Raw genomic sequence first — 21,457 nt, forward strand, 5'->3', positions numbered from 1 at the left:
GCGAGGACGTCCGTCCCCTCACCGACGAACTTCCACGGTCGACGCGCCGGCGAGCGCGACGCAGCGGGCGGCCAGGATTTCCGTGGGGTCGAGAAGTACGATCGATCGCCGTACGGCGACATCGATGGCAATCAGCGGTAGTTCGGTACAGCCGAGAATGATCACTTCGGCACCCTTGCTGGCCAGGTGGTCGATCGCCGTCGCCAGATGGTCGCTGCACACGCCGGAGGTGAATCCCGCCTTGACCCCCCGCTCGCCGTAGATCGCCGCCATGACCAGATCCTGGACCGCGTCGTCGGGAACCAGCAGGCGCAGCCCTGCCGCCTCGGCAACGTCGCGATACACGCCGCTGCTCACCGTTCCCGAAGTCGCCAGCAACCCCACTCGGCCGACGGCAGGCATCTGCGAGCGGATATGCTGAACCACTTCGGACAGCATGTTCACGATCGGAATTTCGAGGTAGGGCTGGATGCGGTCGACGAAGGCGTGCGCCGTGTTGCAGGGGATGGCCACGGCGTTTGCGCCACCCGCTTCGAGCTGCTTGCAGGTGGCCAGCAGCGAGATCGTCGGGTCAGCGCCGCTGCCGATCAAGTTGGCGGTCCGATCGGGAATCTGCGGATTCTGCTCGACCATCATCTTGATGTGGTCCTGGTCGCGCGCAGCGCCGGTCAGGCGCACGACCTTGTGCATGAAATCGACCGTCGCTGCCGGCCCGACGCCACCCACCACCCCGAGTTTGAACTCGCGCACCGGCGGCGCCGCTTCGCAGCCCAGCGCATACTCGGCATAGACGAGATTGGAATCGACGACCGGAACGGCAAGCAGCGGGCGCAGCGAGTCGATCAGGACCGACACTTCGGTCAGACCGGGGACGATGATCTGCGCACCGCTGGCAACCAGGCAATGACAGGCCTCGGCGAGGAGTTCGACGCACTCGCCGCCGTGGTGTCCCGCCCTGACCCCGCTGGGGCCGTAGATGGCACGCATCAGCTTGTCGGACTGCACTGCCGGATGCGGGTAGACGATCTGGTATCGGGAGCCCAACTGGCGCTCGAAGATTGCCGATTTCTGCACGTAGGTCGAAGTCAATACGCCAATCGTCTGCAGCGCCGGATGCTCGCGCGCCAGCCACTCACGCAGGGCGTCAAAGAGGCTGATCACGCGCATGTCGAGCTCGGGCGTGATCTCGCTCAGGAAGGTGTGCGACACAAAGCACGGCACCAGGGCGGTGTCGATGCCGCGCGCCTCCATGTCCTTGAGCGTGTTGTAGACGTAGAACTTGCGCCGGCCTGGATTGTAGTTCTCGTCAGCAATGCTTGGCCCGCTATCGAAGTGCCGCTGCTCGAAAGCGATGTCGACGTCACGCATGTCCGGCCTGCGCTGAGTCGCGCCAATCATCTTCAGCAGCAGGTCGGCGCCAGCGACGACCCCCAGGCCGCCGACCACGCCATAGCGGTGTTTACCCAGGGTCTTGCTGTCATTGGTCGCCGCGAATCGCCGCTTGCTCATCTCGTACCTGAAAAAGGAAGGCTGGAGCGCGCAGAGGGAGCGGAGACTACCGGTGCCCCCTCCGGCCGCTCAATTGGTGGATTGTGAGGACGGCGCCGCGACCGCTTCCCTGCCCGCTTCCGGGGCGCCGACGACATCGGCGTCGGCGCGCAGAACATGTGCTCGGTTGAAGACCGTCTCATCGAGTTGGCCCTCGCTGCGGGCAACCACGCAAGCGACTGCGCAGTCGCCGGTCACGTTCAGCGCCGTACGGGCCATGTCGAGGATGCGGTCGATACCGGCAATGATCGCCACCCCCTCCAGCGGCAAGCCGACCGAGGTCAGCACCAGAGAAAGCATGATCAGGCCGGCGCCGGGGACCCCGGCCGTCCCGATCGACGCCAGGGTGGCCGTAAGGATGATCGTCAGGTACTGGCTGGAATTCAGGTCCAGGCCGTAGGCTTGCGCGATGAACACGGCGCAAACTCCCTGATACAGGGCCGTACCGTCCATGTTGATGGTCGCGCCGAGGGGCAACACGAAGCTTGAAACGCTACGCGAGACCCCGAGGTTGCGCTCGCAGGACATCATCGTCACCGGCAGCGTTCCCGAACTCGAAGTGCTCGTGAAGGCGACCATCATCGGTTCGACGGCGCCCTGGAAATAGCGTACCGGATTGAGGCCGGCGACGAACCTGATCAGTCCGGCATAGACGACCACGGCGTGGATGACACAGCCGACGTAGACCATGGCAATCACTTTTGCCAGCGGGGCAAGAACGTCCATCCCGTAGGTACCGGCAACCCAGGTCATCAGTGCGAAGACGCCGTAGGGGGCGAAGGAAATGACGATCGACGTCAGCTTGTAGATCACCTCGGCGGCCGATTCGAAGAAGTTGCGCACATGCTTGGCAGCGTCTCCGGCGAGCGTGATCGATATACCGACAAAGATGGCGAAAACGATGATCTGCAGGACGTTGCCTTCGGCAAAGGCCGCCATCGGATTCGTCGGTATGAGGCCGAGAATCGTATCCACTGCCGTGGGCGCCTCCTTGGCCACGACGGCCTTGCCAGCGCCGAGGTCGATTCCCACACCCGGCTCGAAGACCGTCGCCAGAACGAGGCCGATGGTGATTGCCACCGCCGTCGTGCCGAGATAGAGAGCGATGGTCTTCAGGCTCAGGCGGCCCATGGTCGACAAATCGCGCAGCGACGCCACGCCGGTGACCAGGGAAACGAAGATCAGCGGCACGATCAGCATCTTGATGCCACGGATGAACAGGTCGCCAACCGGCTTGATGCTTTTGGCAAGGTCCGCGTTGCCCGTCTGATTGAGCACCACGCCAAAGACCAGGCCCAGTGTCAAGGCGATGAAAATCTGTTTCCAGAGCTGCATGCCCGTCCAGAATGCGAACATCCCGCTGCGGGCGCGTGTCGGTGAATTCCCCATCGTTTCCTCCTGATCTGGGCTCGGGACGTCCGAGCCATGGTTAAGTTGCCGTATCAGCTGACCCAAAACGCTGCCGGACCCGCAGGGCCCAGGCGGGCAGCAGCTCAGTCACGGGACTCTGGCCCCGCTCATCGACCTCGACCGCACGTTATACGGAGCGCTCGACGCCTCGTCCAGTTCCATTCTTGAACAGCCCATGCAAACTTTGCATGGGACCGGCGCTTCCCGGTTAACATGGAGAAAACTGATCTCGGATGTGACGCCAAGAGCGGCGGAGAATAAACGGAGAATTGCATGGAAATAAACTGGCTGGAAGATTTCCTGACCCTGTCGATTACCCGCAATTTCTCGCGCGCGGCCGAGTTGCGCAACGTCACTCAGCCAGCGTTCAGTCGGCGAATCCGCAATCTCGAATACTGGGTCGGCGCCGTGCTCATCGATCGAAGCCTCTTTCCGATCAGCCTTACTCCGGCCGGAGACGCCTTCCGCAAGACGGCCCAGGAGACTCTGGACAACCTGCGCAACGGGCGCGAGGAGGCGCAAGGGCTGATGCCAAAGTCCGGGGAAATCGTCTCCATCGCTGCCTCACACACCATCGCCGTCAGCTTCTTCGCTGACTGGCACGCCGGGTTGCAGGCCAGCACAGGGGCAATCAAGGCGCGGGTCATTGCCGATAACGTCGCCGGCTGCATCGAAGCCTTGCTCACCGGACACTGCGACCTGATGCTGGCGTACAGCAGTGCTGCACTGCCGACGCTGGCCCAGATGAACCGCTACCCCTCCGCGCCGCTGGCCAGCGAGCGGCTGGTACCCGTCAGTGCGCCGGAAAGTAATGGCTCTGCGCGTTATGCCCTGACCGGCAAGGCGACACTCCCGTATCTCTGCTATCCGAGCAGCAGCTACCTCGGCCGCCTTACGGCGTCGGTGATCGATCGCGAGGATCTCGCAGCAAGGCTGGATTTTCGCTACGAGTGCTCGATGTCCGACGTGCTCAAGAGCGGCGTCCTGGCCGGCGCAGGAATCGCCTGGATCCCCGAACTCGCCGTGCGTAACGAACTTGCCGCCGGCTCCCTTGTGCACGCGGGCGACGACCGCCACACGGCGCAACTGGGGATCTCGCTCTATCGCCAGGCCGAGCTCAGCCGTCCCGAGGTCGAACGCATCTGGAACGTCTGCGTCGGCGCGGCGGCGCGCTGATGGCCGAACCGGCCGGACATTTCCCTGTCGAACGCCCCATGCAGATGCAGCATCGACAATTCGCAAACAGCATCACCCCGAGGCGCTCTGCAGACGACAATAACCCGTTCTCTCAACCGGAACCCTACCATGCCCTCTTCCATGACTCGCACCGAACACGATCTGCTCGGTGACCGTGAAGTCCCCGCCGACGTCTATTGGGGTATCCATACGCTGCGCGCCATTGAAAACTTCCCGATCAGCGGCCGGACGATCAGCAGCTATCCCGAACTCATACGCGCCATAGCGCTCGTCAAGCGCGCGGCCGCGCGCGCCAACCAGAAACTCGGCCACCTCGACGACCGGCGCGCCGACGTCATCATGGCCGCGTGCAAGGATATCGAGGCCGGAAAGCACCACGATCAGTTCGTTGTCGATGTCATTCAGGGCGGCGCGGGCACCTCGACCAACATGAACGCCAACGAGGTCATCGCCAACCTCGCCCTTGAGAAACTGGGCCGCGCCAAGGGCGACTACGAAGAGCTGCACCCGCTCAACCACGTCAACATGGCGCAGAGCACCAACGACGTGTACCCGACCACCCTCAAGCTGGCCATCGTCTTTGCCATCAAGGACCTGCTGGACGCCATGAGCGCGCTGCGCGACGCTTTCGAGGCCAAGGCCAACGAGTTCGCCGACGTGCTGAAAATGGGACGCACCCAGCTGCAGGACGCCGTGCCGATGACCCTCGGCCAGGAATTCATGACCTATGCGGTGATGATCGCGGAAGACAGTACGCGCCTGCACGAGGCCATCGCGCTGGTGCAGGAGGTCAACCTCGGGGCAACGGCGATCGGTACGGGGATCAACACCGACATCCGCTATGCCAAGCTGGCGACCAAACTGCTCTCCGAATTCGCCGGCGTACGCCTGGTTCCCGCGCACAACCTCATCGAGGCGACCCAGGACACCGGCTCCTTCGTGCAGCTCTCAGGCGTTCTGAAACGCGTCGCCTGCAAGCTCTCGAAAGTGTGCAACGACCTGCGCCTGCTCTCCAGCGGACCGCAAGCCGGGCTGAACGAAATCAACCTTCCCGAGCGGGCCGCCGGCTCGTCGATCATGCCGGGCAAGGTCAACCCGATCATCCCCGAGGTGGTCAACCAGATTGCCTTCGAAGTCATCGGTAACGATGTCACCATCACCATGGCTTCCGAAGGCGGGCAACTGCAGCTCAACGCCTTCGAACCGATCATCGGCCACTCGCTGTTCAAGAGCATCGAGCACCTCGCCGCCGGCTGCCGGACGCTCACCGAGAACTGCATCAAGGGGATTACCGCCAACCGCGAACTGCTCGCCGAGCGGGTACGCAGTTCGGCCGGACTGGCCACCGCGCTGAATCCCCACATTGGCTACCAGAACGCCACCTGGGTGGCGCGCGAGGCCCTGCGCAGCGGTCGCAGCGTCACCGAGCTGGTGCTGGAGAAAGGCCTGATGACGCGCGAGGAACTCGAAAGGGCCTTGCGCCCCGACGTCCTTACCGCACCCCGCGTCAGCGGCGACTGAAAGCGGCGCACCCGGTGCGCCCGCGCCTCTGATCATCGCCCGCGATCGCGGCGGCACCCGGAGATTCCGGCAGCGGGGCGATGCTCGCCTCGTTCCGGCGCCGGCCCTGTGCTCGCCGCCACCCTGCCGACCGCTCCGCAGCCGCCGCTTTCGCGCCGCTCTGGCCGAGTAGCGGCGCCTGCTCGTTCCCGCCCTGGCCGCCCTGGCCGCACGCCGCCACCTTCGCGCGCAAAAAAACAGGAAATCTTTCACGCCCCGCCCGAAAAATGCCGTGCCGTGCACGCGACCTGAGTCGATTATTTTCCCTGATTTGTCGGAAAATTTTACAGCCCGCGGTACACGACCACGGGCGGATTCCCACACGCACCTTTCAAGACCTTGTTTTTCAATGAATAGTGAATCTCGACATAAACTGGCACGACTTATGCTTTGTATTCTCATGCAGAAACTGCGTTTATGCCCCGCCCGCGGAGCATCCACCTCAGAAAATCACCACCGCTGAAGACCCGTTTCGGCGTTGCCCATGATCCAGCCAAGGAGGCACCATGAAAACCCCAAGCATCAAGAAACTCGCCATTGCAGCCCTGCTGATGGCGGCCGGAACGCAAGGCGCACTCGCCGTGCCGCTGTTGAACGGCTTCGGCGGCGATCGCAATTACGGCGATCTCGCCATGCTGGCCAACGATGACGGCTCGTCGAACTTGATCAACCTGCCCTTCGACGTCAATTTCTTCGGCAATAATTACAACCAGTTCTATATCAACAACAACGGCAACATCACCTTCAATTCTCAGGTAGGCTCATTCACCCCCCAGGCCTTCCCGATCTCGAACCAGCCGATGATCGCGCCGTTTTGGGCAGACGTTGACACCCGCGGCCAGACCGGCGGCCCTCCTTTCAGCAACAACGTTTATGTCGCTTCGCCCAATGCGAATACCGTGGTCGTCACCTGGGACCAGGTGGGCTACTACAACCGGAACGTCGACAAGATCAATGACTTCCAGCTCGTCCTGCGCAACCGGGCCGAGACGGGCGCCGGCAATTTCGATGCCGACTTCCGCTACAACATCCTGCAATGGACCACCGGCAGCGCGAGCGGCGGCGTCGCCGGACTCGGCGGTACCCCGGCACAGGCGGGCTTTGACGCCGGCGACGGCACCAACTTCTTCGCCTTGCCGGGTTCGTTCACCAACGACGTTCTGCAACTGGTCAACACCAGCAACGTTGCTCTCGCCTCGCCGGGATTGTGGACCTTCGCTTTTCGCGATGGCGGCACGCCGCCCAACGGATCAAGCGCCAGCAACCCGCTCTTGCCGGTGGCCACTGCGAACGGCTGGGACTTCAACTTCAACATCGTCTTGAATCAGCGCATCTTCATTGACCCGATCGTCGCCACCGGCTACGACTACCTGGTCAGCTCCGGCCCGCTGTTCGCGTCGGTCTTGCTGCCAAATATCGGCGATGGCCTCTTTGACCTCTATCTGTGGGACGGCAGCAACTGGTTGCTCGACGGGGTCCTCGCCGCCGGAATCGAGCATTTCTTCGGCGGTCTCGGTGTCGATCGCTTCCGTATTCTCGGGATCGAAACCAGCGCCATGCTCGACCCCCTGGATCCCCTGGCTTTCGTCACCGGCCTGACCTTCGCCAGTACCGGCAACGTTCAGATGAGCCAGAACGCCGTGACGACCAACATCCCGGGTACCCAGATTCCGGAGCCGGCTTCACTCGCCTTGCTGGGCCTTGCCCTGGCGGGTCTGGGTGCCTCGCGCCGCCGCAAGACTGCCTGATCGCTTCATCGCAACACGGAAAAGCCGACGCCCAGCGTCGGCTTTTTTTCGCCTGACGGAAAGCAAGCGAACGAAGCGCAAGCGAAACGGGCGAAGGGCGCTGATGTAGTGTTGCACGCTGGGTGGAACATGGACATCCCAGCCACCACAGGGGTTGCGCGCTGCTGTCTGGCTTGCTGAGAGTCTCGTCGGGAAAGGCGGCAACACGTCAGCCCGCTCGTCATTGCGAGGAGGCGCAGCCGACGCGGCAATCCAGTTCCATCCTCTTGCTATCTTCCACCGCATCGACCACGCGAACAGCAAAACCTCTGGATTACCGCGTCGGCTTCGCCTCCTCGCAATGGCGGTGTGTGGGGCATGAGCGCCGGGGGTGGCGACGAGGGCCGCCCCGGCGGAGCATGCGAATTTCAGCCACCACGGGGTTTTCGCCCTGCTTTCAGCAGTCGCAAAAGTCGCATCAAGAATGAAACACTACACCAGCGCCTTCGCTCAAACCGCCGTCAGCGGCCAGAAAATGGGGATCAGCACGCTCGCCGTAAGCCAGACCAGCAGATTGAGCGGGATGCCGAGGCGGGCGAAATCGGTGAAGCGGTAATTGCCGGCGGTGTAGACCAGGGTATTGGTTTGGTAACCGATCGGCGTTGCGAAGCTGGCGCTGGCGGCAAACATCACGGCGACGACGAAGGGGCGCGGATCGACGCCCAGATGCTCGGCGATGCCGATCACGATCGGCGTGAACAACACCGCCACGGCATTATTGCTGATGAACTCGGTGGCTATCGAGGTGATCAGAAACACCAGCGAGAGCATCATCCACGGCGACAAACCACCGCCGACGTCGACCAGCGCGCTGGCCAGCAATCGGTCGAGCCCGGAACCGTGCATGGCGATGCTCAATGCCAACATGCCGAAAATGAGCACCAGAATCGGCCACTCGATCGACTTGTAGGCCTCGTCGGCGCGCAGGCAACCGGTCGCCACGACGACCACCGCGCCGATGATCGCCAGCCCTTCGATCGGCATCACGTTGAACGCCGCCAGCGTCATCACGCCAACGATGGTGGCCAGCGCAATCGGTGCCTGGCGATGATTGTTCGCCGGTGCGTGCCCCTCGGTGATGGCAAACAGATCGCCGTTCTCGCAGAAGCGCTTGACCTGAGCCAGCGTTCCTTCGACGAGCAGGACATCGCCGAACTGCAGTTGAAAGTCGTCGCCGATGTCGGCAATCGAGGCGTTCTTGCGATGCACGGCGACCAGGTGGATGCCGTAGCGGGCGGCGAGGTCGAGGTCGCGGATCGGGCGCAGGACATAGCGTGAGGTCTGGCCGACGATCGCCTCGACCATCAACACGCCACGCCGGCGCAGCGTTTCCAGGTCATGCCGATCGGTCACCTGCGCCTGTACCCCCATCAGATCGGTACTGCTGCGCAGATCCATCATCGCACTGCTGCGGCTGTGAACCACCAGGCGGTCGCCGACCATCAGTGCGGTCTCTGGCGATGGCGCGGAGCACTCGTCGTCGCCGCGAAACAGCTTCAGCACCTTGATCGTGCCGTTGGCCAGGCGCGCCTCGTGCAGGGTTTGTCCGGCCAGGTGCGAGCCCTCGGGCACGAACAGCTCGCTCATGAACAGGCGGTCGCCGCTGCCGGTGAACTGCTGCGTCAGCGTTTCGCGCGCGGGCAGGAAGCGCGGCGCCAGCCAGAGAATCAAGGCACAGGCGATCAAGGCAATGACGATGGCCGGAGCACTGACCTCGAACATCCGGAACGGCGCGAGCCCCTGCTGACGCGCAACGCCATCGACGAGGATGTTGGTCGAGGTCCCGACCATGGTGATCATGCCGCCGAGAATGGTCGCGTACGAGAGCGGAATGAGCAGCCGCGATGGCGCGACGCCGTATCGCCCGGCGATCGAGATCACCGCCGGAATCATCACCATCACCACCGGCGTATTGTTGATGAACGGCGACACCAGCAAACCCACGGCGAGCATGGCCAACAGCAGCCGACGCTCGCTGCGGCCGGCCATCGCCCCCAGCCAGTCACCGAGACGATCGACGCAACCGGTCTTGCTCAGCGCCCCGCTGATGATGAACAGGCAGGCAATGGTAATCGGCGCGCTGTTGCTGAAGACGCTGAGCACCTGCTTCGGAGACAGCAGGCCGAGGGCCATGAGCAGGGCCACTGCGCTCATCACCGCGATATCCGGCTTCAGCCATTCGCGTACGAAACACGCAAACAGGGCGATCAGGGTCAGGCCGACGATCACGGCGTGGAGGGACTCGGGAAGCGGCATCGACGGGTCTTTGCAATAGATGGAGACGAACCGGGCGCGCCAAGGTAGCGCAAACTCCAAAGACTGCAAAAGAATAAAAAGTTCGCCGGTTATGCGTTCTCAGTCTATTCGCCGCGACCGGAGATCACCGGAGCGGCACCGCCACCGCGCTGTGCGGGCCGCCTGCGCGTGCGCCGGTACATCGGCCGGCGCCGAGCGACCGCGTCACCGTTTTCTTCTCGCCGCCATCAGCTCGTGCAGCGTTCGCGCTGCCGGCTTCATCGGCGTGCGGCTGACTGTCCAGCCGCCCTGCATCGGCGGGGTCAGCGCACGGAAACGCGTCGCCAGCCAGCCGAAGGCCCGATACAGCGCCGGGCGCGTGTACAGGGCTGCCCACCCCGACCACACGGCATCGACCAGGCGGCTCTTGGCGGCGCCCTGACCGCGCAGCGGTGCGTGTCCGGGACGCGCATCGTGCTGCGCCTCCTCGCGCAGGCGGACCAGCAGCTCGGGAATCGGGATGCGCACCGGGCAGACCTCGCCGCAGGCACCGCAGAGACTGGACGCGGTCGGCAGGACGTGGGTGGCATTCAGTCCGAGCATGTGCGGCGAGATGATTTCGCCGATCGGACCGGGATAGGTCGTGCCGTAGGCGTGGCCGCCAATGCGCGTATACACCGGGCAATGGTTCATGCACGCGCCGCAGCGGATGCACTGCAGCGTCGAGCGCAGCTGTTCGTCGCTGTAGGCCTGCGTGCGCCCATTGTCGACCAGCACCAGGTGCATCTCGCCGGGGCCGTCCTTCTCGCCCGGCTTGCGCGGACCACTGATCATGTTGAAGTAGGTGGTGATCGCCTGCCCGGTCGCCGAGCGGGTCAGCAGGCCGAACAGCGGCGGTACGTGGTCGAGCTTGTCGACCACTTTCTCGATGCCGGTGATCGCAATATGCACCTCGGGAACGGTGGTGCACATGCGCCCGTTGCCCTCGTTTTCGACCAGGCACAGGGTACCGGTTTCGGCGACGGCGAAATTGACGCCGGACAGGCCGACCTCGGCGCTCATGAACTTCTCGCGCAGCACGGCGCGGCCGATGCCGATCAGCTCGTCGACCGATTCGGTGTAGCCGGCGCCGGGCACCTTGTCGGCGAACAGGCGGGCGATCTGCTGCTTGGTCTTGTGGATTGCCGGCATGATGATGTGCGAGGGCTTCTCGCCGTCGAGCTGGACGATGTACTCGCCCATGTCGCTCTCCAGCGCGTCGATACCGGCGTCGGCCATGGCGTGGTTGAGCTCGACCTCCTCGCTGACCATCGACTTGCCCTTGACCATCAGCTTCGTCGAGTGACGCTGGGCGATGCCGACGATGATCGCGCAGGCTTCTTCGCCAGTCTCGGCCCAGTGCACCTGCACACCGTTGTCGGTCAGCTTGCGCTCGAGCTGTTCGAGCAGTTCGGGCAGCCGCGCCAGGCTGTACTTGCGGATGTGCTCGGCGAGCGAGCGCTGGCTTTCGAGCGCCGCGGCATCGGGAAACTGGGCGGCACGCTTGCCGATCAGGAAGTCCATCGCGCCGCGGAAGCTCTTGCGCAGGTGGTCGTCGGCGACGGCGTCGGCAGCACGCTGCTTGAACTCGCTGGCCGGGACGAAATCGAGCGGCTGGCTGTTCATTGCATTTCCTCCCCATTGACCAGCAAGAGCACCACCAGCTCCTTCGGACCGTGCGCGCCGTAGGCCAGGGTGACCTGGATGTCGGCGGTCTTCGACGGACCGGAAACGAGCAGCGCATTGGTCGGCATGCCGTCGCTCCAGCGCTGCGCGTGCATGGCGTCGAAGAGCGTGTCGTGAAGCTGGTCGGCGTCGAGCAGCGCGAAATGGATCGGCGGTACCAGCGACATCAACCGCGGCTCGCTGGCGTCCGGCCAAACGATCAGCGTGCCGGTTTCGGCGATACCGCCGCGGGTCGAGGTGAAGCCGGCGTCGGTGTCTTCGAAGAGCTCCTTCTTCCACTCGCCGAGCGGGCGATCGTAAGGCTTGAGCCCGGCGATGCCGGCTGCCTTCAGCGCTTCGGCGTGCACGCTCGCTTCGCCGTGGAGGAGCGAGCGCACGCCCTTTTCTACACAGATCTGGCGCAGCTCTTGCGGCCAGTTGGCGCGTCTCACGCGGACGACCTCGCCGCGCCAGAAAGCCATTTTCTCGCAGAACAGCTCGATTCTCGACGCCCGCGTGCTGGGCGGCGCCGAGGCGTTGACCGCCGCGTAGAAAGCAGACACGTCGGGCGCCAGCGGCGCCTCGCCTTGCGGCGCGGCGCGCAGCCGGCGCAGGATGTTGTCACGCGCGCTCATCGCTGCCCCCCTTCGCCGCCCGTCCTCTGCCACAGGAAAGTCGCCAGGTGCTGGCCTTGAAAACCGTCCCGCCGTTTCTGCAAGGTGTGGTTCAGGCTGAGCATGCAGCCGCAATCGGCGGACAGGAAAGTCTCGGCACCGGTCTCCTTGAGCGCGTCGACCTTGTCGCCAGCCATCGCCGAAGAGATCGCCGGGTGTTTCAGCGAGAAGGTGCCGCCGAAACCGCAACACTCCGATTCGTGTTCGTGGATCACCACTTCCACCGCCGCCAGCTGCGCCAGCAGTTCGCGCCCGTGCTCGTGCGTACCCATCTCGCGCCGCGCCGCGCATGAGGTGTGCAATGCAACACGTGCCGGCCCACCCCGATCAGTCAGACTGACCCTGGCGACCTGCACCAGGAACTCGCTGAGCTCGAAAACCCGCTCGGCGAGCGCGCTGGCCTGCGCGTGCAGGCGCGCATCGTCGGCAAACATCTCCGGATAGTGGTGGCGCATGGTGCCCGCGCAGGAACCGGAGGGAACGATCACTGGCCAGGGTTCCGGAAAGAGCTGCAACTGCGCCAGGGCGACGGCGCGCGCCTGTTCGGGAAAGCCGCTACTGTGCGCCGGCTGCCCGCAGCAGGTCTGGTCGGCCGGAAAAAGCACCTCGATTCCCTCGCGCTCGAGCAGGTGGACGGCATTCATGCCCGCTTCCGGACAAAACATGTCGATCAGACAGGTGCCAAAAAGGTAGACCTTGGCCGGCTTATCCGGATAGTGGCGGCTGCCTGTTGTGTTCATGCTCGTCTCCTCTGCCATTGCCCAACAAAGTGGTAAGACCAATTTCACACCACTCTAATTGCGCCCCGCGCTTTTGTCAATCTACCGCCATTTTCGTGCCGTTGCACACCCCTGCTCCAGCCTTTGACGTTACACTTGCCTGATCTGATTGGCAAAGCGAAGAGGCCAGCAAAATATTCTCAGACTTCGCCAGGGAGAGAATTGGTAAGACCACTGCTCACCTGAAACAATTCTGGCGCGCGCGCCAAGGACCCCGACAAACTAACATGAATTATGCCAAGCTCACACTCCCGCGCATCCCGGATGCCGTCGCCCATCAGATCGAGACGCGCATTCTCGAGGGCTCCCTGAAACCCGGCGACCGCCTGCCCGCCGAACGCGAACTGGCCATCGAACTGGGTGTCTCGCGCCCGTCACTGCGCGAAGCCATCAAGAAGCTCGTCTCGCGCGACCTGCTCGTCAGCCGCCACGGCGGCGGCACCTATGTCACCGACAGGCTCGAAGCCAGCTTCGCGGATCCCTGGCAGCAACTGATCGATCAACACCCCTGCCTGCAGGAAGATGTCCTTGAATTCCGCTACCTGATCGAGGCGTCGGCCGCCGAACTGGCCGCGCGACGGGCAACCGAGAGCGACCTGGAACGTCTCGAACAGGCGTACGCGAAACTTGACGCCGCCTACGGCAGTGACGACCGCCATGCGCAGGTCGCTGCCGATGTCGCTTTTCACCTGACCATTGCCGAGTCGGCGCACAACGTGCTTTTCGGTCATCTGGTGGGGAGTGTCCTGCGACTGCTGCACGAGCATGTACGACGCAATCTTCGCGAGATCGCGGTCAGCGCGGAGACCGGGCGGCAACTGATGGCGCAGCATCTGGCCATCCGCGACGCGATTCGCGCCCGCCAACCGGAAACCGCCCGCCTGGCGGCGCAGACACACATCGCCTTCGTCCGCCAGCGACTCGAGGAAGCTGCCGATTCGGAGCAGCGACAGCAGCGCTCCCTGCGCCACTTCAGTTAAGGTGGCAACACGCTCGTCATCGCGAGGAGGCGCGCCCGACGCGGCAATCCAGTTCCATCCTCTTACTATTTTCCGCCGCATCGACGACGCGAAGAGCAAGACCTCTGGATTGCCGCGTCGGCTTCGCCTCCTCGCAATGACGGGGTGTGGGGCACGAGCGCCAGGGGTGACTACGAGGGCCGCCCCGGCATGGACCCTGCGAATTCCAGCCACCACAGGGTTTTCGCACTGCTTTCAGCAGTTGCCAAGAGCCGCATCAGGAAGGCGGCACGAGACTAGACCTTGGCGCGCATCAGGCGCGCCTTTTCACGCACCCAATCGCGGTCCTTGTCGGCTTCCCGCTTGTCGTATTGCTTCTTGCCCTTGGCGAGACCAATCTCGACCTTGATACGCCCGCGCTGAAAATGCAGGTCGAGCGGCAACAGCGTATATCCCGCCCGCTCGACCTGGCCGATCATCCTGCTGACCTGTTTGGCGTGCAGGAGCAGCTTGCGGGTGCGCACCGCGTCCGGCTTGACGTGGGTCGACGCCTCCATCAGCGGCGTAATGTGCATTCCGAAGAGGAAAACCTCGCCATTGCGGACGACGACATAGGCCTCCTTGATACTCGCCCGGCCAGCGCGAATCGCCTTCACTTCCCAGCCTTCCAGAACCAAGCCCGCCTCGACCTTCTCTTCTATGAAGTAGTCATGAAAAGCCTTCTTGTTGGCGACGATGCTCATGGTGCCTTTTCTCGGGAAATTGAAGGTGTGGAATGCTAGAATGTTTGATTCTACAGGATTGACGGAGTACGGCAGGGGATGGCCATGGTCAAGAAATCGGTGTTGATCGAACGTTCATCGCAGCAGATGTTCGACCTCGTCGACCGCGTCGAGGACTATCCGATGTTTTTGCCGTGGTGTAGCCAGACGCGCTGCGAGTTTCGCGACGAGCAGAAAACGGTCGCCACCCTGCACATCAGCTACCGCAATGTCAGCTCGCACTTCACCACCGAGAACGACAAGGAGTCGCCACAGTGGATGAGAATCCGCCTCGTCGATGGCCCGTTCCGTCGCCTTGACGGTCTGTGGCGCTTCAAGCCGCTGGCCGACTACGCGTGCAAGATCGAGTTCCAGCTGTCGTACGAGTTTTCCAGCAAGATGTTCGAAAAAGTCATTGGTCCGGTGTTCAGCCAGATCGCCAACACCTTCGTCGATGCCTTCGTGAAACGCGCCAACGAAGTTCACGGCTTGCCCCATGCCTGAACTGCTCGCCATCGACGTGATCTACGCCTTGCCGGACAAGCAGCAGCTGGTCAAGCTGCAGCTACCGGCAGGCAGCACCGTGCGGGAGGCGATTGACGCTTCGGGCTTGCTACAAAAGCATCCGGAAATCGACCTCGCCAGGAACAAGATCGGCATTTTCGGCAAACTCAGCAAAGCCGACGCCGTGCTGCGCGATCAGGACCGCGTCGAGATCTACCGGCCGCTGATCGCCGATCCGAAAGAAGTGCGCAAGCAACGCGCCGCCGAAGGCAAGGTCATGAAAAAAGGCGCTGGCGAGGGCGAGTAGCCGTCCTCACTTGCCGTGGTTTTCTGCCGTTTTGTGCGTCTCTTGTGCGTGTTTCGCGCGTCTTTCGCTCAGCGGCAGTTGGCCTGCACGTCCTGGCGCAGCTTGACGATCTCCTGCGCGCGCTGGGCGTCATCCAGGAAGTAGCGTTCGCCCCTGCTGTCACGCATCGCCACGCGCTCGCCCGACTCCAGCATCTGCAGCGAGCGACGCGCCTCGTCGCAGTGTTCCTTCTTCTGCGCAGCGACGAGCCGCTCCTTTTCGGCCTCTTCGGCGCCTTCCCGGGCTTCCTTCTGCCGCTTGCGAAAGTCCATCTCGCGGTCCGCCAGCGTCTTGCCGTTTGCGCCGGCTGCCGCCGGTGCCTCGGCTTCGATTTGCCGCTCGCCCTTGACCTTCCCAAGCGGCGGTCGGTCGGAAATCACCGTCTTGTTGTTTTCATCCTGCCATTGATAGATCTGTGCCTGCGCGGCGAAGGCGGCAAGCAGCGTGGCGGCAGCAAGAGCAATGCGCTTCATGGGCGGTCAGCGGTAAGGGAGCACGCTGTATAATACGTTTTTGTGACCTCGGATCAAAGGCTATGCGTTTAATCCAACGGGCGCTGACGTTCGACGATGTACTCCTCGTTCCCGCCCATTCTTCCGTAATGCCCCGCGACGTGACGCTCAAAACGCGTCTGACGCGCAACATCAGCCTCGATCTGCCGCTCGTCTCGGCGGCCATGGACACGGTCACCGAGGCGCGCCTGGCCATCGCCCTGGCGCAGGAAGGCGGCATCGGAATCGTACACAAGAACCTCACGCCCAAGGCGCAAGCGGCCGAAGTCGCCAAGGTCAAGCGTTTCGAATCGGGAATCCTCAAGGACCCGATTACCGTTTCCCCGAAAATGTCGGTGCGTGACGTGCTCGCGCTCACCAGCCTGCACAAGATCTCTGGCGTGCCGGTGCTCGACGGCCGGGTCGTCGTCGGCATCGTGACCAACCGCGACCTGCGTTTCGAAACCAATCTCGACCAACCGGTGAGCAACATCATGACGCCGCAGAGTCGGCTGGTGACCGTTCCCGAAGGGGCCACCGTCGAGGAAGGCAAGGCGGTGATCCACAAGCATCGTCTCGAACGCGTGGTGGTCGTCAACGACGCTTTCGAACTGCGCGGCCTGATCACCGTCAAGGACATCATCAAGACCACCGAACACCCGAACGCCAGCAAGGACGCCTCCGGGCGTCTGCGTGCCGGCGCCGCCGTCGGGGTCGGCCCGGGCACCGAAGAACGCGTCGAACTGCTCGCCGAAGCGGGCGTCGATGTCCTCGTCGTCGATACCGCGCACGGCCATTCGCAGGGCGTGCTCGACCGCGTCAAGTGGATCAAGAAGAACTTCCCCGACGTCGAGGTCATCGGCGGCAACATCGCCACCGCGGAAGCCGCGCTGGCGATGGTCGACCACGGTGCCGACGGCGTCAAGGTGGGAATCGGCCCGGGCTCGATCTGCACCACGCGCATCGTCGCCGGCGTCGGCGTCCCGCAGATCACCGCCATCCAGAACGTCCACGACGCCCTCAAGGACTGCGGCGTGCCGATGATCGCCGACGGCGGCATACGCTATTCGGGCGACATCTCGAAGGCGATTGCCGCCGGCGGCAACGCCGTCATGCTCGGTGGCCTCTTCGCCGGCACCGAGGAAGCGCCCGGCGAGGTCGAGCTTTTCCAGGGACGATCGTACAAGTCCTACCGCGGCATGGGCTCGATCGGAGCCATGGCCGCCGGCGCTGCCGACCGCTATTTCCAGGAAGAAACCGCCAACGTCGACAAGCTGGTCCCCGAAGGCATCGAGGGCCGCGTTCCCTACAAGGGTTCGGTGCTGGCAGTCATTCATCAGCTGATGGGCGGCCTGCGCTCGTCGATGGGCTACCTCGGCTGCCGGACGATCGCCGAAATGCACGAGCGGGCGACCTTCGTCCAGATCACTTCCGCCGGCGTCCGCGAGTCGCACGTCCATGACGTACAGATCACCAAGGAAGCCCCCAACTACCACGTCGATTGAGCATCGATCGACGATTCACGGGCGGCCACGGGCCGCCCGCTTCATTTGAGGCGCCGCCATGTCCCACCAGAGAATCCTGATCCTCGACTTCGGCTCGCAGGTCGCGCAGCTGATCGCCCGCCGCGTCCGCGAACAGCAGGTCTACTGCGAGCTGCATCCCTACGACGTCTCCGAGGCGTTCATCCGCGACTTTGCGCCGCAGGGAATCATCCTCTCCGGCGGCCCCAATTCGGTCTATGACGTCGACGATTTCAAGGCCCCGCAAGTGGTCTTCGAACTCGGCGTCCCGGTTCTCGGCATCTGCTACGGCATGCACCTGATGGCTGCGCAACTGGGAGGCAGCGTCGAAAGCTCGAGCAAGCGCGAATTCGGCTACGCCGAAATGCGTGCCCGCGGCCACTCGGCGTTGTTCAGGGGAATCGAGGATAGACGCAACGGCGAAGGGCACGGCCTGCTCGATGTCTGGATGAGCCATGGCGACAAGGTCACCACCCTGCCGCCGGGGTTCAAGCTGATCGGCAGCAACGAATCGACGCCGATCGCCGCGATGGCCGACGAGGAGCGCAGGCTCTACGCAGTGCAGTTTCATCCCGAGGTCACGCACACGCTCAAGGGCAAGGACATCCTCGGCCGCTTCGTGCGCGACATCTGCGGCTGTGGCCATGACTGGAACATGCCCGACTACGTCGGCGAGGCGGTGGACAGGATTCGCGCTCAGGTCGGCCACGAGGAGGTCATCCTCGGCCTCTCGGGCGGCGTCGATTCGTCGGTCGCCGCAGCGCTGATCCAGCGCGCGATCGGCGACCAGCTGACCTGCGTTTTCGTCGATAACGGCCTGCTGCGCCTCAACGAGGCCGAGCAGGTCATGCACACCTTTGCCCGCAATCTTGGCGTCAAGGTGGTGCATGTCGACGCCAGCGCGCAGTTCATGGGCCACCTGCAGAGAGTCTCTGATCCCGAGCAGAAGCGCAAGATCATCGGCCGCGAGTTCGTCGCGGTCTTCCAGGCCGAGGCAGCGAAGCTCGCCAACGCCAAATGGCTCGCGCAGGGAACGATCTACCCCGATGTAATCGAGTCCGCCGGCGCCAAGACCAAGAAAGCGCATACCATCAAGAGCCATCACAACGTCGGCGGCCTGCCCGAAGAACTCAATCTCAAGCTGCTCGAACCGCTGCGCGAGCTGTTCAAGGACGAAGTCCGCGAACTCGGTGTCGCCCTCGGCCTGGCCCACGACATGGTCTATCGCCACCCCTTCCCCGGCCCCGGCCTCGGCGTGCGCATCCTCGGCGAAGTGAAGGCCGAGTTTGCCGACCTGCTGCGCCGTGCCGACGCCATCTTCATCGACGAGCTGCGGGCCGCCGGCTGGTACGAGAAAACCAGCCAGGCCTTTGCCGTCTTCCTGCCGGTCAAGTCGGTCGGGGTCATGGGCGACGGTCGCACCTACGAATACGTCGTCGCCCTGCGCGCCGTCGAAACGCAGGACTTCATGACCGCGCAATGGGCCGAACTGCCGCACAGCCTGCTCGGCAAGGTGTCGAGCCGGATCATCAACGAAGTGCGCGGCATCAACCGGGTGGTGTACGACATCTCGGGCAAGCCGCCAGCGACGATCGAGTGGGAATGATCACCCGTCTGGCAACGGCAGGAAACAGCTGGCGATTCGTGATCTTAACTTATTGTTTATAAGTTCGTTTCTATTTTTTGTCTGGCAGCAACTGGCAGCATCCGGCATCATCAAGCGAGACTTATTGATGGTCCGAGAAATGGTATGAACTTTCGATGGTTCATTGTAAACTGGTTCATACCATCATCTGTACAGCACGTAGATGATGGTATCAATTCTATATAACATACTGATTGTTAATAGAATTTGTACGCAAAAAACTAGTTTTTCAATGATGGTATCGGAGGCCGGCAAAAAAATGCTGACAGACACGAAATTGAGGAATCTGAAGCCCGCGGAGAAGCCGTACAAGCTCACCGACCGGGATGGCCTTTACGTAACTGTACTTAGTACAGGAACCGTCTCCTTCCGCTACAACTACCGCATCAACAACCGTCAAGAGACACTCGTAATCGGTCGCTATGGTCCGGCCGGGCTGACCCTAGCCGAAGCCAGGGAGCGCCTTACGGAGGCCAAGAAGGCTCTGGCGTCCGGCCGGTCTCCGTCTCGCCAGAAGGCGCGCGAAAAGCTAAAGACCAACGAGGCAGATTCTTTTGGCGGATGGGCCGAACTCTGGCTCAAGAACCACCCGATGGCGGAATCGACGCGCGATATGCGGCGATCAGTCTACGAGCGCGATCTCAAGGCGCCTTTCGGGCGACTGAAGATGGCGGAGGTTTCGCACGAGGACTTGCGGAGTCTGTGCGACAAGATAGTCGCACGAGGCGCTCCGGCCACCGCGATCCATGCCCGCGAAATCGTGCAACTGGTGTTTCGGTATGCGCTAGAGCGCGGCCACCGCTACGACAACCCCGCAGAGTTGGTGCGACCAACCTCGATTGCCCGCTTTCAGCCCAAAGATCGGGCGCTATCATCGGAAGAGATTGGGCTACTTTACGAGTACCTTGAGCGTGTTTCGACAGCTCCCACCTTCCGCTTAGCTGTAAAGCTCCTGCTATTGACCATGCTGCGAAAGTCGGAGCTCACGGATGCCGTGTGGACCGAAGTCAACTTCATGGATGCAATATGGATAATTCCGGGCGAGCGCATGAAACGAAGGAATCCCCATGTTGTTCATCTTTCTCGGCAGGCACTAGATATTTTCGTGGCGCTCAAGACTTGTGCCGGCGGATCGCGATATGTCCTGCCGTCTCGGTATGATCAGGATAGCCCCATGAGTAAGGCAACATTGAACCGAGTCACTACCCTCGCTTACCGGGCAGCTCAGAAAGACAACAAGCCGTTGGAGGATTTCTGTATTCACGATCTACGCCGGACAGCCTCGACGATCTTGCATGAGGCTGGCTACAACACCGACTGGATTGAAAAGTGCTTAGCTCATGAGCAAAAAGGTGTTCGCGCCGTCTACAACAAAGCAGAGTACGCAGAGCAGCGACGCGCTATGCTGCAGGACTGGGCCGACATGATCGACCGCTGGACTATCCGGCCGGAACGCCAGGGGCGACCGGCTGGATTGCCGCCGCCTTCCGAGCATCAATCCACTGCTCCACTTCCTGCAAGTCCCATGCAACCAAACGCGTAGTAATGGCAAAGCGGCGGGGAAATTCTCGACGTTTTTCCATATCGAGGATCGTTCTTTCCGATAGCGGAATCATCTGGAGCAACTGCTTACGGTTGATCAGAGTCTTCCCCGGTGTTGTCATTTCAGCATGGCTCAGCTCACGGGTGTTCATTCTTGCGTTCCTTGTGCTCCGTTTCGCGCTCGCAACCGCGCACATGGCGACAATAGCCGCGCCCTTAGTTAATCCAGAGATTGTTGCGTTGGCTGGCCCTCTAACGGTGCTGACTTAGCTACTCCCGTTCGTTCCTTGAAAGGCACCCGGTAGCGTTGCGATCCGCGGTCGGTTTGTTGTAGCCCCGGCGACTCACCCGAAAGCACGCGCGACGCCGCTTCAAGGTCGATCCCTTCACTCGGTGGCTGCCCGTCACGGCACAGATTGAGTTCGTAGCGAACGGCCAGTGGAACCCGCTTGCCATCCTTCGTCGGCACGTCGTCCTGGATCAGCGTCGCCTCCAGGCGAGCACAAGCAGCCGTGGCAAACTTGCTCAATGTTCTGACCTGAACCCGCAGCGGCGAAGACGACCGCGTCTGCCCTTTGAAGAACTCCGCCATTCGCCCACTCAGGTCGCCATCGGACCGCCCATCGGGCGCATCGATCGCCGCGATCAGATGTTGCTTCAAGTCCGCAGCAACAACGTCTCTGGTGCCCAGCAGACCCAGCACGGACAGCGCCAGCGCAAGGGTTTTCGGAGGTGCTTTCATCGAATCTCCCTGAGGGTATGCACGCCATCCACCTGTCCGAAGGCCTCGCG

19 protein-coding genes are annotated in these 21,457 nt (G+C 62.7%); 9 read left to right on the plus strand and 10 right to left on the minus strand.

Going from position 1 to position 21,457, the window contains the following annotated elements; all coding sequences use genetic code 11:
* Positions 1-18 precede the first annotated feature (18 nt).
* Both QZ613_RS09285 and QZ613_RS09290 read right to left on the minus strand, forming a co-directional pair.
* On the minus strand, positions 19-1,509 hold the full coding sequence (locus tag QZ613_RS09285; RefSeq protein WP_291982084.1) for an amino acid racemase: 1,491 nt from the start codon (positions 1,507-1,509) through the stop codon (positions 19-21).
* Positions 1,510-1,578: 69 nt separating this feature from the next.
* Complete coding sequence (locus QZ613_RS09290) at positions 1,579-2,937, minus strand: dicarboxylate/amino acid:cation symporter (RefSeq protein WP_291865613.1); 1,359 nt, start codon at positions 2,935-2,937, stop codon at positions 1,579-1,581.
* A 294-nt stretch (positions 2,938-3,231) separates the two neighbouring features.
* Between QZ613_RS09290 and QZ613_RS09295 the strand changes: the two genes are divergently transcribed.
* From QZ613_RS09295 to QZ613_RS09305, 3 genes are all read left to right on the plus strand, one after another.
* Positions 3,232-4,134 (plus strand): LysR substrate-binding domain-containing protein, encoded by a 903-nt coding sequence (locus tag QZ613_RS09295; RefSeq protein WP_043569540.1) that lies wholly within the window; start codon positions 3,232-3,234, stop codon positions 4,132-4,134.
* 129 nt (positions 4,135-4,263) lie between these two features.
* Positions 4,264-5,676 (plus strand): aspartate ammonia-lyase, encoded by a 1,413-nt coding sequence (gene aspA / locus QZ613_RS09300; RefSeq protein ID WP_043569541.1) that lies wholly within the window; start codon positions 4,264-4,266, stop codon positions 5,674-5,676.
* Between the two features lie 545 nt (positions 5,677-6,221).
* Positions 6,222-7,463: a nidogen-like domain-containing protein gene (locus QZ613_RS09305; protein WP_291865364.1), complete on the plus strand. Its 1,242-nt coding sequence runs from the start codon at positions 6,222-6,224 to the stop codon at positions 7,461-7,463.
* Between the two features lie 489 nt (positions 7,464-7,952).
* Here the strand turns inward: QZ613_RS09305 and QZ613_RS09310 are convergent, their stop codons facing one another.
* The 4 genes from QZ613_RS09310 to QZ613_RS09325 all read right to left on the minus strand — a co-directional run bounded on the left by QZ613_RS09310 (position 7,953) and on the right by QZ613_RS09325 (position 12,855).
* A complete protein-coding gene (locus QZ613_RS09310) occupies positions 7,953-9,758 on the minus strand; it encodes an SLC13 family permease (protein ID WP_043569544.1) in 1,806 nt (601 codons plus the stop codon).
* Between the two features lie 204 nt (positions 9,759-9,962).
* Positions 9,963-11,402 (minus strand): LutB/LldF family L-lactate oxidation iron-sulfur protein, encoded by a 1,440-nt coding sequence (locus QZ613_RS09315; RefSeq protein ID WP_043569546.1) that lies wholly within the window; start codon positions 11,400-11,402, stop codon positions 9,963-9,965.
* A complete protein-coding gene (locus QZ613_RS09320; RefSeq protein ID WP_291982087.1) occupies positions 11,399-12,076 on the minus strand; it encodes a lactate utilization protein in 678 nt (225 codons plus the stop codon). Before QZ613_RS09320 ends, QZ613_RS09315 begins: the two co-directional genes overlap by 4 nt.
* Positions 12,073-12,855, minus strand: coding sequence for a (Fe-S)-binding protein (locus tag QZ613_RS09325; RefSeq protein WP_291865355.1), 783 nt, complete (start codon positions 12,853-12,855; stop codon positions 12,073-12,075). Before QZ613_RS09325 ends, QZ613_RS09320 begins: the two co-directional genes overlap by 4 nt.
* A 266-nt stretch (positions 12,856-13,121) precedes the next feature.
* Here QZ613_RS09325 and QZ613_RS09330 point away from each other — a divergent pair, with 266 nt between their 5' ends.
* On the plus strand, positions 13,122-13,874 hold the full coding sequence (locus tag QZ613_RS09330; RefSeq protein ID WP_043569554.1) for an FCD domain-containing protein: 753 nt from the start codon (positions 13,122-13,124) through the stop codon (positions 13,872-13,874).
* A 275-nt stretch (positions 13,875-14,149) separates the two neighbouring features.
* Here QZ613_RS09330 and smpB read toward each other — a convergent pair whose 3' ends face one another.
* Positions 14,150-14,596 carry an SsrA-binding protein SmpB gene (smpB, locus tag QZ613_RS09335; RefSeq protein ID WP_043564809.1) on the minus strand — a complete coding sequence of 149 codons (447 nt, stop codon included), beginning with the start codon at positions 14,594-14,596 and terminating at the stop codon, positions 14,150-14,152.
* A gap of 78 nt (positions 14,597-14,674) precedes the next feature.
* On the opposite strand from smpB, the gene QZ613_RS09340 reads away from it, so the two are divergent.
* Entirely contained in the window at positions 14,675-15,118 is a 444-nt protein-coding gene (locus QZ613_RS09340) for a type II toxin-antitoxin system RatA family toxin (RefSeq protein WP_043564811.1), read from the plus strand.
* Positions 15,111-15,425: an RnfH family protein gene (locus QZ613_RS09345; RefSeq protein WP_291982089.1), complete on the plus strand. Its 315-nt coding sequence runs from the start codon at positions 15,111-15,113 to the stop codon at positions 15,423-15,425. Before QZ613_RS09340 ends, QZ613_RS09345 begins: the two co-directional genes overlap by 8 nt.
* A gap of 68 nt (positions 15,426-15,493) precedes the next feature.
* On the opposite strand, the gene QZ613_RS09350 is transcribed toward QZ613_RS09345, so the two are convergent.
* Positions 15,494-15,937 carry a DUF4124 domain-containing protein gene (locus tag QZ613_RS09350; protein ID WP_043564815.1) on the minus strand — a complete coding sequence of 148 codons (444 nt, stop codon included), beginning with the start codon at positions 15,935-15,937 and terminating at the stop codon, positions 15,494-15,496.
* 62 nt (positions 15,938-15,999) lie between these two features.
* On the opposite strand from QZ613_RS09350, the gene guaB reads away from it, so the two are divergent.
* From guaB to QZ613_RS09365, 3 genes are all read left to right on the plus strand, one after another.
* Positions 16,000-17,460 (plus strand): IMP dehydrogenase, encoded by a 1,461-nt coding sequence (gene guaB / locus QZ613_RS09355; protein ID WP_043564817.1) that lies wholly within the window; start codon positions 16,000-16,002, stop codon positions 17,458-17,460.
* 58 nt (positions 17,461-17,518) lie between these two features.
* Positions 17,519-19,084, plus strand: coding sequence for a glutamine-hydrolyzing GMP synthase (gene guaA / locus QZ613_RS09360; protein WP_291982091.1), 1,566 nt, complete (start codon positions 17,519-17,521; stop codon positions 19,082-19,084).
* 298 nt (positions 19,085-19,382) lie between these two features.
* A complete protein-coding gene (locus QZ613_RS09365) occupies positions 19,383-20,666 on the plus strand; it encodes a site-specific integrase (RefSeq protein ID WP_291868512.1) in 1,284 nt (427 codons plus the stop codon).
* On the opposite strand, the gene QZ613_RS09370 is transcribed toward QZ613_RS09365, so the two are convergent.
* Both QZ613_RS09370 and QZ613_RS09375 read right to left on the minus strand, forming a co-directional pair.
* Positions 20,563-20,787: an AlpA family phage regulatory protein gene (locus QZ613_RS09370; RefSeq protein WP_291868514.1), complete on the minus strand. Its 225-nt coding sequence runs from the start codon at positions 20,785-20,787 to the stop codon at positions 20,563-20,565. The two genes, QZ613_RS09365 and QZ613_RS09370, sit on opposite strands and share 104 nt — an antisense overlap.
* A gap of 98 nt (positions 20,788-20,885) precedes the next feature.
* Entirely contained in the window at positions 20,886-21,407 is a 522-nt protein-coding gene (locus tag QZ613_RS09375; protein WP_291868507.1) for a hypothetical protein, read from the minus strand.
* Positions 21,408-21,457: the final 50 nt, after the last annotated feature.

Origin of the sequence: Candidatus Accumulibacter sp. ACC005, from assembly GCF_907163215.1 — a bacterium.
In the GTDB taxonomy this organism is placed as follows: domain Bacteria; phylum Pseudomonadota; class Gammaproteobacteria; order Burkholderiales; family Rhodocyclaceae; genus Accumulibacter; species Accumulibacter regalis.